This is a genomic window from Arthrobacter sp. 8AJ (genome assembly GCF_902506025.1).
Lineage (GTDB): Bacteria > Actinomycetota > Actinomycetes > Actinomycetales > Micrococcaceae > Arthrobacter.
The window spans coordinates 2,816,258-2,831,510 of record NZ_LR733289.1 but is presented as its reverse complement, the minus strand read 5'-3'; the positions used below and the strand labels follow the sequence as shown (position 1 = coordinate 2,831,510).

The following is a 15,253-nucleotide window of genomic DNA, read 5'->3' as shown; positions in this document are numbered from 1 at the left end:
GATGGGGCTGGGCATCTTCCTGCTGCTCGGCGGGGGACTGTGCGTGGGAGCCCTCGCACAGACCAGAATCTGAGAAGGGAGCACTGATCAATGAGGTCGCGAGAGTTGCCAGGGACCGGCCAGCCGCTGCGGGGTGACCGGATCCACCGCTACGTCACGGCGTTCTGCCCCCGTTGCCACGACACCAACCCTCCACTCAGCGAGGTCCGGCGGCTGTCCGGGGCGTTGCTGGTCCGCGACGGGCGGGTGTGGCTTGAACGAGGTTGCCCGGAGCACGGGCTGGTCCGCACGCTCTATGACGAGTCCCCGGAGATCCTTCGCTACCTGGAGAAATGGCAGGCGCCCACCAAGCAGCATGTTCCTGACCGGCCAGGCAATTTCCGTCCCATCCCCGAGGCGTATGCCTACGGGCTTCCGGCCATGCAGACCCAGCACACCTGCATCCTGCTCCAGGACATCATCGAGCACTGCAACCTGAAGTGCCCCACCTGTTTCACGGCCTCCGGGCCGCAGCTGCAGGGCGTGGCTCCGCTGGAGGAGGTGCTGGCCAATATCGATACCCGCCTGGCACGCGAGAACAACCGCCTCGATGTGCTGATGTTGTCCGGCGGTGAACCAACGCTGTACCCGTACCTGGCGGAACTGCTGGACGAACTCGTGGCCCGGCCGATCGTGCGGATCATGGTGAACAGCAACGGCATGCTGATAGCCACTGACGACGAACTGCTTGCCCTGTTGGCGCGGCACCGTGACCGCGTGGAGGTTTACCTCCAATACGACGGCTCTTCCAGGGAGGCATCGATCCACCACCGGGGCGGCGACCTGACCCGCTACAAGGATGCGGCCATCTCCCGGCTGTCCGCGGCCGGAATATTCACCACCCTGACCATGACGGCATCCCTGGGCGTCAATGACAGTGAGATCGGTGACGTGGTGATGCGTGCGCTGGAGACCCAGTTCGTGGGCGGCGTGGCGCTGCAGCCCGTGTTCGGTTCCGGGCGCGGGCACGGCATCGATCCCCTGGACCGGCTCACGCATACAGGCGTCCTGGACAGGCTTGAGTCACAAACCGGCGGCGTGGTCTCCTGGCACGACCTCACGGCACTGCCGTGCTCCCATCCGCACTGCGCATCGGTGGGCTACATGCTCAAGGACGACGCCGGCACCTGGCGTTCCCTGGCAGCGCTTATCGGCCACGACCAATTGCTGGGGTGGCTCGAACTCAATCCTGACAGCATCGCCAACCGGATTGCTGACAGCGCCATCCCGCTGGAACTGCGGAACCTGATGAAAACCTCGCTGCTGGACCTGCTGAGTGAGCAGTCGTCCCTGTCGCACCCACGGACCATGGATCTGTGGAAGAACATCTGCACGCAGTGCGACCTTGGCATCGGAACGCTGACCACCCTGGCGGCAGGCAAGCTTCCGGGCCAGCAGCAGCGCCTGCGCCGGCTCCTGGCCGAGCGGGTCACCCGGATCATGGTCAAGCCCTTCATGGACATGTCCACCATGATCGAGGAACGGCTCACCCAGTGCTGCGTCCACGTCGGAACCAAGGGCGACGACGCGGAGCACCAGTGCGCGCCCTTCTGCGCTGTCCAGGCATGGCCCTCCCTGGCCCGGCAGCGGATGAGCACGGCAACCGGTGCACAGCTGCTTCCGGGGCGCCAGGTCTAGGGCAGGGCCATGGACCCCGCTTCCAACGCCCGCCGCATCGCGGGAGGGCCTACGCCCTCCCAGCTGGTGCGCCGGCACGCCGCAGCACACTCCACCCCGGAGGGTCCAGGCACCCCCGCACCCACGGGCCAGGCACCCTATGACTCGCTCCGGCTGTGTATTTTTGCCACCGTCGCGCTGCTGGGATGGCTGGCGGGACCGGCCGCCCTGGTTGTCTTCGCCGGCCTGGGATTTGCGGGTTACTGGAAGGCGAGACGGCGGGGCCTGGCACGGTCCAAATGCCTCCTGCGCGACACGCGGCTCGTGCTCGCTTACCTGGGTGCCCTCCTCGCAGCGGGCGCTTACGGAATCTACGTGGCGGCGGGGCAATGGTTAGGGGTGTGACAGGTGCGTGGGGTGCTGTCCTCCCTGGAACGGGCAGGGGCCTAGAACGGGTACGGGGCGATGTCCGGGCGCATGGTGAGCCACTGGATCTCGGTGAATGACTCCATGTTGGCGTGGTGGCCGCCGATCCGCGAGCCGTTGCCGGAGTTCTTCGTTCCGCCGAACGGGGAGTTCGCTTCATCGGAGACGGTCTGTTCGTTGATGTGGACCTTCCCGGAGTCGAGCCGGTCGGCGATGGTCATGGCCATTCCGACGTCGCCCAGGATCCCGATGGACAGGCCGTACTCATTGTCGTTGGCCAGCGCCACAGCCTCATCCACGGTGGAGAACTTCATCACCGGGGCCACGGGGCCGAAGATTTCGTCCTTCCAGGCAGGACTGTCAGTGTCCAGGTCAACCAGCACGGCGGGCTGGTAGAACCGGCCGTCGTGGGTGCCGCCGGCGGCGAGCCGGGCGCCTGCCTGGACCGCGTCCTGGACGATCCCGTCCACCCGCTGCAGCTGGCGCTCGTCGATCACGGGACCCAGCGCCACGGTGCCGCTCTTGGGATCTCCCACGGGCAGGTGGGCCGCCTTCTCCGACAAGGCGGCAACGTAGTCGTCGTAGATGTCCTCATGCACGATGTGGCGTCCGGCGGCCATGCAGATCTGGCCCTGGTGCATGAACGATCCGAACGCCGCCGCGGACGCCGCCTTGGCCAGGTCGGCACCGGGCAGCACGATCAGCGCGTTGTTGCCGCCCAGTTCCAGGTGCGCACGCTTAAGAAGCCGGCCCGCCGTTTCACCGATCTTCCGGCCGGCCGCCGTCGATCCCGTGAAGGCGATCACGCGGACCTCGGGGGCTTCGACGACGGCGGCTCCGATGTCCGCGCCGCCGGGCAGCAGGGAGAGCAGGCCCTGCGGAAGCCCGGCCTCCTCGAAGATGCGCACCACGGTCACGCCGCCGCAGACCGCGGTCCGCGGGTCCGGCTTAAGCAGCACGGCGTTACCCAATGCCAGGGCAGGTGCCACGGCGCGGATGGAAAGGATCAGCGGGAAGTTGAACGGCGCGATGACGGAGACGACGCCCACCGGACGGCGCCGGGCAAAGGACCAGCGGTTTTCGTTGGACGTGAGGACGTCCCCGGCAGGGAGTGAGGGCAGCGCCGAGGCGTCGTAGCATTCGTTGGCGGCGATATGCGTTTCCAGCGCTGCCTTGGGCGGGATGCCCCCGGACTCGCGCACGATCCAGTCCTGGACCTCGGCTGCGTGCTCCTCCCAGAGCTGCCCGGCGCGGCGCAGTACCGCGGCGCGGTCCTCCGGGTTGCGGGCGGACCATTCCTTCTGTGCCTTCGCGGCGGCGCTTGCTGCTTCCCGGACGTCGTCGACGGAGGCGACGCCGTAGCTGCCGAGCTGTCCGCCGGTGGCCGGTTCCATGCTGGTGCCGGTACCGCCGCCGCCCGCCCGCCAGCCGTTGAGGTAGATCTTGCCTTCCCAGAGGGCGGAGTCGAGCAGGGACATGGCAGGTCCTTTCGTTGTTCCGGACGTCAGGCGTCCGGCCTGGAAGATGGGAGCGCGGGTCAGTCCCGTCCATCACATGCTGTGCGGACGCCGCGGTCAAGGGCATGGACAGGAAAAGGCAGCGGTATCCGTGCAGAGGCTTATGCCGACGCCGGGAGCGTATTCCGGGCGGCCGGGTCCCGCCGTGCCAGCCGCGAGGCCACCAGGTAGGTAATGCCGGTTATCAGCGGAACCGCGCTGGCGGAGGCCAAGGAGGCCGCAGGCCCCGACCGGCCAAGAACCGTGATCAGCAGCGGCAGCGTGCCAATGGCAAACAGCAGCCAGCCGGCCGCGCCTGACCGTTTAAGTCCCAGGACAGCGGCCGGGAACGCCAGGGCGACGACGCCGATGGCCACCACCGGCCCGTTCGAATCCTGGAGGCTGCGGGCCGTCGCGGGATCGAGGGCGAACCACACGCAGACCGCGACGAGTAGCACGGCCAGCGCCGCCAGGAGGGGAGATGCTCCGGCCGGCCGGAACCAGGCGAGGGCCGCAAGGACCACCATGGGAGCAAACCAGGACAAGGTCATCATCAGCCCCGTCATGCCGCCGGGCTGATCCATGGCGTAGCCGCCAATGAAGGTCACGGCCGCCGCAGTAAAGACCGTCATGACCACCGCGCCCATCTTCACCAGTGCACGGGCCCGGCGCTGGGGATCCTTCTCCCGGACAAGGAGTACTCCGGCCACGGCGGCGAGCACCACCGCGGCGAAGGCCAGTATGAGAGGGAAGGACATGGGTGCCTCCTGCGGCCAGTGGAATCCTGTGACCATTCAAGCCCTGGGGAATCCCGGTGCCAAGGGGCCAAAGCCCCGCAGCTGCTATGCGGCGGCTGCCTGGAAGTGCCGTTCGATGAGACCCTTGATGTCCTCATGGCAGCCGCCGCACCCGGTTCCGGCGCGGGTGGCCCTGGAAACCTCGGCCACCGTGGAGCAGCCGTCAGAGGCCGCCGCCGTGATGGCCGCCCCGCTGACCCCCGCGCACCGGCACACGGTCCCCGCGGGGTCGGCAGCCCCGCCCCCGGGCAGCTGGTCCGGTCCATCCAGGCGCAGGAGCAGTGACCGGTCGGCGGGCAGCTCGGCACCCCGTTCAAAAAGCCCCACCAGTTCGGCTGCGGTCCGGGGCATGCCCACGGCCACCAGGCCTTCCAGCACACCGCCCCGGGTGGTCATCTTCACGTACCGGCCGTGCTCCGGATCCGCCCACTGTGACACCTGCAGGCGTGGCCTGCCGTTGACCGCTCCGGCCGTGAGTGCTTCCTCATCCCACGGCTCGGCGGCGTTGTCCCCGGCCACGGCCATGTTCATGCCGCGGGCTTTCAGGACCACGACGCCGGGCTGTTCCGGCGGCAGCGCGGGGAGCACTTCGGCGTCCGTTTCCGCCCCCTCGGCCAGCAGGGTGAGATAGCCGGCCAGCCATTCGGCCTGCCGCCATCCAGGACCCACCAGGCCGGAGGGCCCCTTGGCGTTGCGGCAGGCTGCGCAGCCGGGATCCGGGCAGCGGACCTCGGCGCAGTCGCCAATGGCGAAGATATGCGGTTCGTGGTGCGCCCGCAGCCGGTGGTCCACCAGGATCCCGGTGCCGGTGGAGAGGCCGCAGCCTTCGGCCAGCTCCGTCCGGGGACGCACGCCGCAGGAGATGACCAGGAGGTCACCGTCGATCGCTGATCCGTCGTCCAGCAGCAAAGCCGAAAACCCGCCGTCGGGCGCGTTGTGCTCAACGCCGGTGGACCGGGCGTTGCCGGCCACCCGGACGCCGCAGCGGCGCAGCCCGGCAGCCAGAACCGCCCCGCCGCCGCGGTCGATGCTGCGGCCCAGCGGGTGCGGGCCGTTGTGGACCACGGTGACCGTCGCGCCTTCCTCCGCGGCCGCCAGCGCCGTCTCCAGGCCCAGGACGCCGCCGCCCAGGACCACCACGCGCTTGCCGCCTTCCACCGCCTGCCGCAGCACTTCCGCGTCGCGCAGGTCCCGCAGTGCCGTGACTCCGGCAGGCAGCACGGGGGAAGACGGGTCCGGATTGATGCCGGTGAGGTTGGGAATCACCGGCCGGGATCCGGTGGCAAACACCAGCCGGTCGTAGTGCACGGACGCGCCGTCGGACAGGGCCACCTGCTGCCGCGCCCGGTCCACGCGCTTAACCCGTACGCCCAGCCGGACATCCACACCCTCGGCAACCAGCTCCGCGCTGTCGGCGAGGGCAAGGGCGTCAGCGGTGGTCCGGCCGACGCCGAGATCGGCCACCAGGACGCGGTTGTAGGCGGCCTCGGCTTCCTGGCCCACCACCGTGAGCCTGGCGTGTCCGCTGCGCACGGCGGGCAGGAGCTCCTCCACCAGCCGGGCGGCCACGGGGCCGAATCCCACAATGACAATCTGCTCGCTCATGAGGCCTCCGTCGTTTGAAGCATGCGGGCGGATTCGGGCGCGGCCACGGGCCGGACCCAAACGGTGTTGAACTTGAACTCGGGCATCCCGGAGACCGGATCCGTCGCCGCTTCCGTCAACCGGTTGGCGCTCTCAGCCCCGGGAAAGTGGAAGGGCAGGAACACCGTTTCCGGGCGGATCGCCGTGCTGTGCTCGGCCCGGCACACCACCTCGCCGCGCCCGTTGGACACCGACACCAGTGTTCCGGCGGCGATGCCCATGGCGTCGGCCGCCGCCGGGTGGATCTGCATCCTGGCCTCCGGCTGGGCGGCGGCGAGCTCGGCGACCCGGCGGGTCTGGGCGCCGGACTGGTAGTGCTCCAGGAGGCGGCCGGTGATGAGGGTCATGGGTGTGCCGGCGGGGCGTGTTGCGTGCCCGGCCGCTTCAGGCGCGGGAGTCCGACGGCGGCGCGGCGCCACCGGGACCATGACCGCCTTGCCGTCGGGGTGGGCGAAGCCGTCCCGGAACAGCCGGGGCGTTCCGGCGCTGCCGGCCGGGTACGGCCAGTAGGCGGCCTCGCCGCGGTCCAGCATGGCGTAGTCGATGCCGGAGTAGTCGGCCATGCCGCCCGCGGAAGCCAGGCGGAGTTCCTCGAAGACGGTTTCCGGATCGTCGCTGTAGGTGGAGGGGGCGTCCAGGCGCTCGGCCAGGCGGGCCATGATCCAGAGTTCGCTGCGGGCGCCGGCGGGAGGGGCGATGGCACGGCGGCGGCGCAGGACGCGGCCTTCCAGGTTGGTCAGGGTGCCCTCCTCCTCCGCCCACTGGAGCACGGGAAGGATCAGGTCCGCCTCCGCAGCGGTCTCCGACAGGAAGAAGTCGCAGACCACCAGGAAGTCCAGGCTCCGCAGCCCCTCGATCACGGCGTTGGCGTCAGGTGCCGCCACCGCGATGTTGGAGGCGTGGACAAAAAGGCACCGGACGCCGTCGGGCTGTCCCAGTGATTTCAGCAGCTGGACGGCGGGCAGGCCGGGGCCGGGGATGAGTTCATCGGGGATGCCCCAGACCGCGGCGACGTGCGCGCGGGCGGCGGGGTCGGTGATCTTGCGGTAGCCGGGCAGCTGGTCGGCTTTCTGGCCGTGCTCGCGGCCGCCCTGGCCATTGCCCTGGCCGGTGAGGGTGCCGTAGCCGCTGCGGGCGGACCCGGGCAGGCCCAGCAGGAGGCTGAGGTTGATGGCCGCGGTGGCGGTGTCCGTGCCGTCCACGTGCTGTTCCACGCCGCGGCCGGTGAGGATGTAGCTGCCGCCCCTGCTGGCGCCTGCGGCAAGCATCCTGGCGGTTTCGCGGATCAGGTCCGCGGGGACGCCGGTGATGGACTGGACGCGTTCAGGCCAGAAGGCGTTCACGCTGCGGACGACGGCGCTGTAGCCCGAGGTGCGCTCCTGGAGGTAGGCGGTGTCCATCAGGTCCTCGTGGATGACCACGTGCGAAAGGCCCAGCAGCAGGGTGAGGTCGGTGCCGGGAAGGGGCTGGAGGTGGAGGCCGGCGCCGTCGGCCGTGAAGGCCGCGGTGGCGGAGCGGCGGGGATCCACCACAACCAGCCCGCCGGCGTCGCGGGCTCCCTGCAGGTGCTGGACGAACGGCGGCATGGTCTCGGCAACGTTTGAGCCGAGCATCAGGATGGTGCTGGCGGTGTCCAGGGCCTCGAGCGGGAACGGCAGCCCGCGGTCCACGCCGAAGGCGCGCATTCCCGCTGCGGCCGCGGAGGACATGCAGAACCTGCCGTTGTAGTCGATCCGGGAGGTGCCCAGCGCCAGCCGGGCGAACTTGCCCAGCTGGTAGGCCTTTTCATTGGTGAGGCCGCCGCCGCCGAAGACGCCGACGGCGTCCGCACCGTACCGGGCGCGGGCGTCCTTGACTGCCGCAGCGGCGAGGTTCAGGGCCTGGTCCCAGCCGATGGGACGGTGGATCCCGTCAGCACCTCTGAGCAGGGGCTCGGTGATCCTGCCCGCGTGGTTCAGGAGCGTGGCCGAGGTCCAGCCCTTGCGGCACAGGCCGCCGCGGTTGGTGGGGAAGTCCCGGCCGGCCACGTCCAGGACGGGGGATGCCTTGGAGCCGGCAGGTGCAGGAGCGGGGCCTGGCCCCGGCTGCGAAGCCGGGGCCAGGCCCGCCGGGGACGTGAGCGTCATGGCGCACTGCAGGGCGCAGTAAGGGCAGTGCGTGTCGGCGCTTTTGGTCATGTTAGACGTTTCCCATCGCGTTCCGGCCGGCGTTGCGGATGTAGCAGGTCCAGCAGACCACCAGCATCAGGACGTAGGCGCCGACGAATCCGTAGAAGGCCGGGGTGTAGGAGCCGCTGGCGGTGCTGGAGGCATTGAGCACCTGGGGGATCACGAAGCCGCCGTAAGCGCCGATCGCGGAGATCAGGCCGAGGGCCGAGGACGCGAGCCGCTGGGTGGCCACCGGGTTTGCACCGTTGCGGGCAGCCCGGCTGGAGGTGGCGAAGATGACCGGAATCATCCGGTAAGTGGCCCCGTTGCCGAAGCCGCTGGCAGTGAACAGCATCAGGAAGAGGACCAGGAAGAGCAGGAAGTTCTTCAGCGGCAGGGTCCAGATCATGGTCAGCGTGATCACGGCCATCGCGGCGAAGGCGGACACGGTCATCCGGGCCCCGCCCATGCGGTCCGCCATGCGGCCGCCGTAGGGACGGGCCAGCGAACCCACCAGGGGGCCGAGGAAGGCCAGGGACAGGGCCACGGTTCCCACTCCAATGGAGGAGAACGCGGGGAAGTAGTCCTTGATCAGCTTGGGGAATACACCGGCGAAGCCGATGAAGGAGCCGAAGGTGCCGATGTACAGCAGCGCCATGATCCACAGGTGCGGTTCCTTCAGTGCAGCGACCGAGCCGGCCACGTCACCCTTGGCGCTGGTGAGGTTGTTCATGTACTTGAAGGCGCCGAATGCGGCCAGCAGGATGAAGGGGACCCACATCCAGCCCGCCAGGGGAAGGTTGACGGTGCCCGCGGCAAGCAGGGTGATGACGATGGGAACGGCAAGCTGTGCGACGGCGGCCCCCAGGTTTCCGCCCGCGGCGTTCAGTCCCAGCGCCCAGCCTTTTTCCCTGGCCGGGTAGAAGAACGTGATGTTGGCCATCGAGCTGGCGAAGTTGCCGCCGCCGAAGCCGGCGAGGGCAGCCACGAGGAGCATGACACCGAACGGTGTGTCCGGGTTGGAGACGCAGAGGGCCAGCCCGGTGGAGGGGATCAGGAGCAGCAGGGCGGAGACGATGGTCCAGTTGCGGCCGCCGAAGCGGGGGACCATGAAGGTGTAGGGGATGCGGAGGGTGGCACCCACCAGGCTTGGCATGGAGATGAGCCAGAAGATTTCCGAGGTGGAGAAGGTGAAGCCTGCGGCGGGAAGCTGGACCACGACGATGGACCACAGCTGCCAGACGACGAAGCCGAGGAACTCGGCGAAGATGGACCAGTTCAGGTTGCGGCGGGCGATGGCCCGGCCTGCGGCCTCCCACTGTTCCTTGTTCTCGGCATCCCAGTTGGCGATCCAGCGGCCGGGGCGGAATTTAAGGGCGGGGGCGTCAGTAGTGCGGGTAGGGCCGGGCTGTGCGCTGGCGGATACGGCATCAACGGTGCGGTCAACAGTCACGGGTTACCTCCTTCGGGGGATGTTGTTCCTCCAAGGTAGGGACGGCGCGTTTCGCGGACAGTCGATGTTTGTTAACGCGCTGTGACTTTTGCCTATCCGGGCCCGCCATGCGGCGTGAGGCGGTGCCGGGGCCAGGAATATGAGATGCACAACACAGGTCCGCATTGTGGACGTTTCGTCCATTGACTGGACGCGGCGAAGTAAGATCGAACTCTAACTATTCGCGCCGGGAGGCAGCACTGCCTGCGCCCGGCCGATCTCACGAAAGCGCTTACCCATGTCATCCACCGATACCACCAAGGTGCCTGGTTCGCACCAGCCGGTGAACTCCCGCGGCCGCGTTATCGTGGCCAGCCTGATCGGCACCACTGTGGAGTTCTACGACTTCTACGTCTATGCCACGGCCGCCGTGCTCGTGTTCCCGAAGCTCTTCTTCCCGGGCGCGAACGAAACCACCCAGCTGCTGAGCTCCTTCGCCGTCTTCGGCGTGGCCTTCGTTGCCCGCCCCCTCGGCTCGATCGTCTTCGGGCACTTCGGCGACAAGTTCGGCCGCAAGGGAACCCTTGTGGCGTCGCTGCTGACCATGGGCATCGCAACCTTCCTCATCGGCTGCCTGCCCACGGCGCTGGTTCCGGGCTGGGAGTTCTGGGCGCCGGCCATGCTGGTGGTCCTGCGGTTCGCCCAGGGCCTGGCCCTCGGCGGCGAGTGGAGCGGCGCGGCCCTGCTGGCCACGGAGAATGCCCCCGCCAACAAGCGCGCCATCTACGGCACCTTCCCGCAGCTCGGTGCCCCCATCGGCTTCATCATTGCCAACGTCATCTTCCTGGTGGCCAGCTACACCCTGACCCCGGAAGCTTTCCAGGCCTGGGGCTGGCGCGTCCCGTTCCTGCTCAGCGCCGTCATGGTGATCCTGGGCCTCTACGTCCGGCTCAAGCTGATCGAAACCCCGGCCTTCACCAAGGTGGTGGAATCGAACGAGGTAGCCAAGCTTCCGCTGGGCCGGGTCTTCAAGTCCAGCTGGCGCCAGCTGATCCTGGGCACCTTCATCATGCTGGCCACGTATGTGCTGTTCTACCTGATGACCACGTTCACGCTGACCTACGGCACCAAGCCCACTTTGGAGGGCGCCAAGGCCGCAGCCGAAAAGGCCGGCAAGCCCATGTCCGAAGCCGCTGCCGCCGCGTTCGTTCCGGGCCTTGGCTACAGCCGCAACGATTTCCTCTGGATGCTGATTGCCGGCGTCGTATTCTTTGGCATTTTCACCCTGGTCTCCGGACCGTTGGCCGAGAAGTACGGCCGCCGCAAGATGCTCATGGCCGTCACCGCCGGCATTTTCGTCTTCGGCCTGCTGTTTGTCCCGCTGTTCAGCGGCGGCTTCGTGGGCACCATGGGCCTGCTGATCCTCGGGTTCTCCCTCATGGGCCTCACCTTCGGCCCCATGGGTGCGCTGCTGCCGGAACTGTTCCCCACGAACGTCCGGTACACCGGCTCAGCCATCAGCTACAACTTCTCCAGCATCCTGGGTGCCGCGGTGGCCCCGTTCATCGCCGTCGCCCTGTGGGAAGCCGCCAAGGGCAGCCCGCTGCTGGTAGGCATCTACCTGACATCCATGGCTGTGCTGACCCTGATCGCGCTGTTCCTCACCCGTGAGACCCGCGACCTGGACTACGAGAACAACGTCGCCTGACGCTTCGTTTGCCCCAATGCCCGGCGCTGCCTTTCGGCACGCCGGGCATTGCCGTTTTTACCGGGCGTAGCGGGCCACGAAGTTCTTCAGTACGGCCATGGGCTCGGTGACGGTGAACCGCCGTGCGGCAGCCATGAGCTCCTCGGCGGACTCCGGTGGAAAGTACCCGGCGTCCCGGTAGATATCGATCCGCGTCACCAGCCCGTCGGCGTCCAGTTCGGGGTGGAACTGGGTGGCGTACAGGTTGGTCCTGATCCGGAACATGTGGACCGGGCAGGTGGCGGCCCGTGCCAGGAGGACAGCGTGCGGGGGCAGCGAGCTGACGGCCTCCTTGTGTCCGGTCAGCGCCGTGAACCGTTGGGGCATTCCCTGCAGGACGGGGTCCTGCAGGCCTTCGCGGGTCAGCTCCACTTCCACCGCGCCGAGGGGCTCGCCATAGGTCCGGTCGATCACGGCGCCCTGGTGGCTCCCGAGGGTGCCCACCCCGTAACAGGCGCCAAGGAACGGGAAGTCGCGGGCCACCAGCTGGTCCAGCAGTGCGGCCAGCTCCTGCTCTACCCGGTGCTGGACCGTGCTCTTGTGCTCCGGCGGGTCGCTGGACGTGAACGGGCTGCCGCCCACGATGACACCGGAGTACCTGGAGAGGTCCAGCGGGGGCAGGGGAGCGGCTTCGAGCCGGATCCGGTGCAGCTCCCGCTCCTCCAGCCCGCCGTACCTTAGGTATGCGGCGTACTCGTCCTCAGCGGCGGCGTCTTCCGCGCGGGAGGCCAGGAGCAGGAAAGGCAGCATGTGCTAAGTCTGCATCCTGCCGGCGCCGCCTGCCAGCATTCGAGCAGCGGTCACCGTGCCGGCAACGGGCCCCCGGGCACCCGCAGGCGCCCGCGGGGCAGCCGGCTCAGGCCGGAGGCTGCGTGAGCGAGCGGCGGGACTGTGGCCGGGCGGCGGGGTCCGCGTGCCGGTGCACCAGCTTCCAGTAGCCCTCCTCGCGGCGGAAGATGCTGGTCACGCGGAGCGCGAACTCCTCCGTGGCGGCGGCGCTGTCCAGCCGTGCCCGGAAGTGTTCGGTCTCCACCAGGTATGCGGTGTCGCGGGCCGTGTAGGAGGTGACGGTGTCGAAGCCCAGCATCTCGCCGTCGCGGAACTGCCGCGCGGCCTGGTCCAGCCGCGCCTCCACCTGCGCCCAGCCGCGGGCTATGCCGCCGAACGGGTTGGCCAGGGTGACGTCATCCAGCCGGGAATACAGGTCCTTGATCGGCGCCGGGTTTCCCCGGGTGATTTCAGGGACCGCCTGGTGGTAGCGGTCCACTTCTTCCTGGAAACTTGGTGCGAGCATGGCTGCGTGCGCCGCTTTCTAGTCTTCGATGGTGGCGATAATGGCGCCCGCGGACACCGTTTCGCCCGCCGTTGCCGTCAGGCCCGTGATGGTGCCGGACCGGTGCGCGGTGAGGGGCTGTTCCATCTTCATGGCCTCGAGGACCACCACCAGGTCGCCTTCGGTGACCACGTCCCCGTGCGCCACGGCCACCTTCACGATGGTGCCCTGCATGGGGGAGGTCAGCGCATTGCCGGTGGCCGCAGCCGGACCGGCGGAGCGGGAGCGCTTCTTGGACTTGCCCGGCTTGCCGGCGGCGGCCGAGGCCGTTCCCGGGGTGCCCAGGGATGCGGGGAGGACCACCTCGAGGCGCTTGCCGCCCACTTCCACCACCACGCGCTGGCGCTCCTCGGCGGAGCCCTCGCCGTCAACGGCAGTGTCCGGGGTCCAAGCCGGCAGGTTGTTGGTGAACTCGGTTTCGATCCAGCGCGTGTGGACCGTGAAGGGCCCCTCGGCGGGTGCGAAGGCTGGATCCGTTACCACTGCGAGGTCGAACGGGATGACGGTGGGGATGCCCTCCACCACCATTTCCTCCAGCGCGCGGCGGGCGCGCTGCAGGGCCTGCGGGCGGCTGGCACCGGTGATGATGAGCTTGGACAGCATGGAGTCGAAGTTCCCGCTGATGACGTCGCCCTGTTCCACGCCGGAATCGACGCGGACGCCGGGACCGGTGGGGTTCTTCAGGACGCGGAGCGTGCCGGGGGCGGGCAGGAAGTTGCGGCCCGGGTCCTCGCCGGTGATGCGGAACTCGATGGAGTGTCCGCGCACCTCGGGATCGCCGTAGCCCAGTTCCTCGCCGCGGGCCAGCCGGAACTGCTCGCGGACCAGGTCGATCCCGGTGACTTCCTCGGAGACGCAGTGCTCCACCTGCAGGCGGGTGTTGACCTCGAGGAAGGAAATGGTCCCGTCCTGGCCCACCAGGAATTCGCACGTGCCGGCGCCCAGGTAGCCGGCCTCCTTCAGGATCGCCTTGGAGGATTCGTAGAGACGGCGGTTCTGGTCTTCGGTGAGGAAGGGTGCCGGAGCTTCCTCGACGAGTTTCTGGTTGCGCCGCTGGAGGGAGCAGTCGCGGGTGGACACCACTACCACGTTGCCGTGGGCGTCGGCCAGGCACTGGGTTTCCACGTGCCGGGGAGCGTCCAGGAAGCGCTCGATGAAGCATTCGCCGCGGCCGAAGGCGGCGGTTGCCTCGCGGACGGCGGATTCGTAGAGTTCGGGGATTTCCTCGCGGGTGCGGGCTACCTTGATGCCGCGGCCGCCGCCGCCGAAGGCCGCCTTGATGGCCACCGGCAGGCCGTGCCGGTCTACGAACTCCAGGACTTCCTCGGCGGATTCGACGGGGTCGGCGGTGCCGGGGACCAGGGGAGCGCCCACCTTTTCGGCGATGTGCCGGGCGCGGACCTTGTCGCCCAGGGCGGAGATGGCCTCCGGGGAGGGGCCGATCCAGGTGATGCCCGCGGCAATCACCTTGGCGGCGAACTCGGCGTTCTCGGCCAGGAAGCCGTAGCCGGGGTGGATGGCGTCGGCGCCGGACTGGCGGGCGGCGTCAATGATCTTGTCCATGAGCAGGTACGACTCGGCAGCGGTGGTCCCGCCCAGGGCGTAGGCCTCGTCAGCGAGCCGGACGTGCAGCGCATCGCGGTCCGGGTCAGCGTAGACGGCCACGGAGGCGATGCCTTCATCCCGGGCCGCCCGGATGATCCGCACGGCGATTTCGCCGCGGTTGGCGATCAGCACCTTTGTGAGGCTGGGCTGCGTGGTTCCTGCGGACTGCTCCAAATTTGCTGACAAGGCGTCTCCTTCTTTCCTTCAGGGAGCCTAGCGCGGTTTTGGAGGTTCCGCCGATATTACTTGCGGAATCCGCGTGTAAACCGGGCCGCCTTTGTAGGGAAGCTACAAGTGGTGCAGAAAAGGGAGTACTTTACCGCGGCGGCCAGAGGTCCGTGATGCGAACGTTGGCAGCAGCGAGCAGGCCGCGCAGGGTGGAGACGGAGAGGCCGACGACGGCGTGCGGGTCGCCGTCGACCTTCCGGATGAAGGCCCCGCCCAGGCCGTCGATCGTGAAGGAGCCGGCGCAGTGCAGCGGCTCGCCGGTGGCGATATAGGCGTCGATTTCCTCCGGTGCCATGTCCAGGAAGGACACCTCGGCGGAGGCGACCGCCCCGAGCGTGGCGCCCGAACCGCGGGCGGCGCCGTCGTCGTCGTCGTCCGTGTCCCTGCAGTCCACAAGCCAGTGCCCCGTGTGCAGCACCCCCGCGCTGCCGCTCATGCGGAGCATCCGTTCCCGCGCGACGTCGGCGGTGTACGGCTTGCCGTGCGCCTCGCCGTCGAACTCGAAAACGGAGTCGCAGCCAAGGACCAGTGCGCCCTCTGCTTCCGGCAGCGCGGCGACGGCTTCGGCCTTGGCACGTGCCAGCAGCAGCGCGGTGTCGTGCGGGTCCGTGACGCCGTAGTGTGCCTGGACGGCCGCTTCGTCGACGTCGGAGACCAGCACGGTGTGGCGGATGCCGGCCTCCGCCAGGAGCTTGGTGCGGGCGGGGGACTGGGAGGCGAGGATCAGATGGAGCACCGTTTC

The 15,253-nt window shown here is 68.7% G+C and carries 12 protein-coding genes; 3 read left to right on the top strand and 9 right to left on the bottom strand.

Annotated elements, in window-relative coordinates; translation table 11 throughout:
• Nucleotides 1-90 precede the first annotated feature (90 nt).
• Together BACI349Y_RS13125 and BACI349Y_RS13120 are read left to right on the top strand one after the other, a co-directional pair.
• Nucleotides 91-1,677, top strand: coding sequence for a radical SAM protein (locus tag BACI349Y_RS13125; RefSeq protein ID WP_159632471.1), 1,587 nt, complete (start codon nucleotides 91-93; stop codon nucleotides 1,675-1,677).
• Between the two features lie 9 nt (nucleotides 1,678-1,686).
• Nucleotides 1,687-2,061, top strand: a complete 375-nt coding sequence (locus BACI349Y_RS13120) for a hypothetical protein (RefSeq protein WP_201302441.1) — start codon at nucleotides 1,687-1,689, stop codon at nucleotides 2,059-2,061.
• A 41-nt stretch (nucleotides 2,062-2,102) separates the two neighbouring features.
• Here the strand turns inward: BACI349Y_RS13120 and BACI349Y_RS13115 are convergent, their stop codons facing one another.
• The 5 genes from BACI349Y_RS13115 to BACI349Y_RS13095 all read right to left on the bottom strand — a co-directional run bounded on the left by BACI349Y_RS13115 (nucleotide 2,103) and on the right by BACI349Y_RS13095 (nucleotide 9,619).
• Complete coding sequence (locus BACI349Y_RS13115) at nucleotides 2,103-3,560, bottom strand: benzaldehyde dehydrogenase (RefSeq protein ID WP_159632470.1); 1,458 nt, start codon at nucleotides 3,558-3,560, stop codon at nucleotides 2,103-2,105.
• Between the two features lie 140 nt (nucleotides 3,561-3,700).
• Nucleotides 3,701-4,336 (bottom strand): hypothetical protein, encoded by a 636-nt coding sequence (locus BACI349Y_RS13110; RefSeq protein ID WP_159632469.1) that lies wholly within the window; start codon nucleotides 4,334-4,336, stop codon nucleotides 3,701-3,703.
• A gap of 84 nt (nucleotides 4,337-4,420) precedes the next feature.
• Nucleotides 4,421-5,980 (bottom strand): FAD-dependent oxidoreductase, encoded by a 1,560-nt coding sequence (locus BACI349Y_RS13105; RefSeq protein ID WP_159632468.1) that lies wholly within the window; start codon nucleotides 5,978-5,980, stop codon nucleotides 4,421-4,423.
• On the bottom strand, nucleotides 5,977-8,196 hold the full coding sequence (locus BACI349Y_RS13100) for a molybdopterin oxidoreductase family protein (RefSeq protein WP_159632467.1): 2,220 nt from the start codon (nucleotides 8,194-8,196) through the stop codon (nucleotides 5,977-5,979). The genes BACI349Y_RS13105 and BACI349Y_RS13100 overlap by 4 nt, the downstream gene beginning before the upstream one ends.
• Before the next feature lies 1 nt (nucleotide 8,197).
• Nucleotides 8,198-9,619: an MFS transporter gene (locus tag BACI349Y_RS13095; protein ID WP_159632466.1), complete on the bottom strand. Its 1,422-nt coding sequence runs from the start codon at nucleotides 9,617-9,619 to the stop codon at nucleotides 8,198-8,200.
• Between the two features lie 277 nt (nucleotides 9,620-9,896).
• Between BACI349Y_RS13095 and BACI349Y_RS13090 the strand changes: the two genes are divergently transcribed.
• Nucleotides 9,897-11,306 carry an MFS transporter gene (locus BACI349Y_RS13090; RefSeq protein WP_159632465.1) on the top strand — a complete coding sequence of 470 codons (1,410 nt, stop codon included), beginning with the start codon at nucleotides 9,897-9,899 and terminating at the stop codon, nucleotides 11,304-11,306.
• Between the two features lie 57 nt (nucleotides 11,307-11,363).
• On the opposite strand, the gene BACI349Y_RS13085 is transcribed toward BACI349Y_RS13090, so the two are convergent.
• The 4 genes from BACI349Y_RS13085 to BACI349Y_RS13070 all read right to left on the bottom strand — a co-directional run bounded on the left by BACI349Y_RS13085 (nucleotide 11,364) and on the right by BACI349Y_RS13070 (nucleotide 15,247).
• On the bottom strand, nucleotides 11,364-12,095 hold the full coding sequence (locus BACI349Y_RS13085) for a glutamine amidotransferase (protein ID WP_159632464.1): 732 nt from the start codon (nucleotides 12,093-12,095) through the stop codon (nucleotides 11,364-11,366).
• Between the two features lie 106 nt (nucleotides 12,096-12,201).
• Nucleotides 12,202-12,639 (bottom strand): YybH family protein, encoded by a 438-nt coding sequence (locus tag BACI349Y_RS13080; RefSeq protein ID WP_159632463.1) that lies wholly within the window; start codon nucleotides 12,637-12,639, stop codon nucleotides 12,202-12,204.
• 18 nt (nucleotides 12,640-12,657) lie between these two features.
• Complete coding sequence (locus BACI349Y_RS13075) at nucleotides 12,658-14,469, bottom strand: acetyl/propionyl/methylcrotonyl-CoA carboxylase subunit alpha (protein ID WP_159632462.1); 1,812 nt, start codon at nucleotides 14,467-14,469, stop codon at nucleotides 12,658-12,660.
• A gap of 130 nt (nucleotides 14,470-14,599) precedes the next feature.
• Entirely contained in the window at nucleotides 14,600-15,247 is a 648-nt protein-coding gene (locus BACI349Y_RS13070; protein ID WP_159632461.1) for a Maf family protein, read from the bottom strand.
• Nucleotides 15,248-15,253: the final 6 nt, after the last annotated feature.

Coding starts and splice junctions, on each gene's coding strand:
- BACI349Y_RS13105 (WP_159632468.1), bottom strand. CDS start 5,980: ATGAGCGAGCAGATTGTCATTGTGGGATTCGGCCCCGTGGCCGCCCGG.
- BACI349Y_RS13120 (WP_201302441.1), top strand. CDS start 1,687: ATGGACCCCGCTTCCAACGCCCGCCGCATCGCGGGAGGGCCTACGCCC.
- BACI349Y_RS13085 (WP_159632464.1), bottom strand. CDS start 12,095: ATGCTGCCTTTCCTGCTCCTGGCCTCCCGCGCGGAAGACGCCGCCGCT.
- BACI349Y_RS13110 (WP_159632469.1), bottom strand. CDS start 4,336: ATGTCCTTCCCTCTCATACTGGCCTTCGCCGCGGTGGTGCTCGCCGCC.
- BACI349Y_RS13090 (WP_159632465.1), top strand. CDS start 9,897: ATGTCATCCACCGATACCACCAAGGTGCCTGGTTCGCACCAGCCGGTG.
- BACI349Y_RS13115 (WP_159632470.1), bottom strand. CDS start 3,560: ATGTCCCTGCTCGACTCCGCCCTCTGGGAAGGCAAGATCTACCTCAAC.
- BACI349Y_RS13100 (WP_159632467.1), bottom strand. CDS start 8,196: ATGACCAAAAGCGCCGACACGCACTGCCCTTACTGCGCCCTGCAGTGC.
- BACI349Y_RS13125 (WP_159632471.1), top strand. CDS start 91: ATGAGGTCGCGAGAGTTGCCAGGGACCGGCCAGCCGCTGCGGGGTGAC.
- BACI349Y_RS13080 (WP_159632463.1), bottom strand. CDS start 12,639: ATGCTCGCACCAAGTTTCCAGGAAGAAGTGGACCGCTACCACCAGGCG.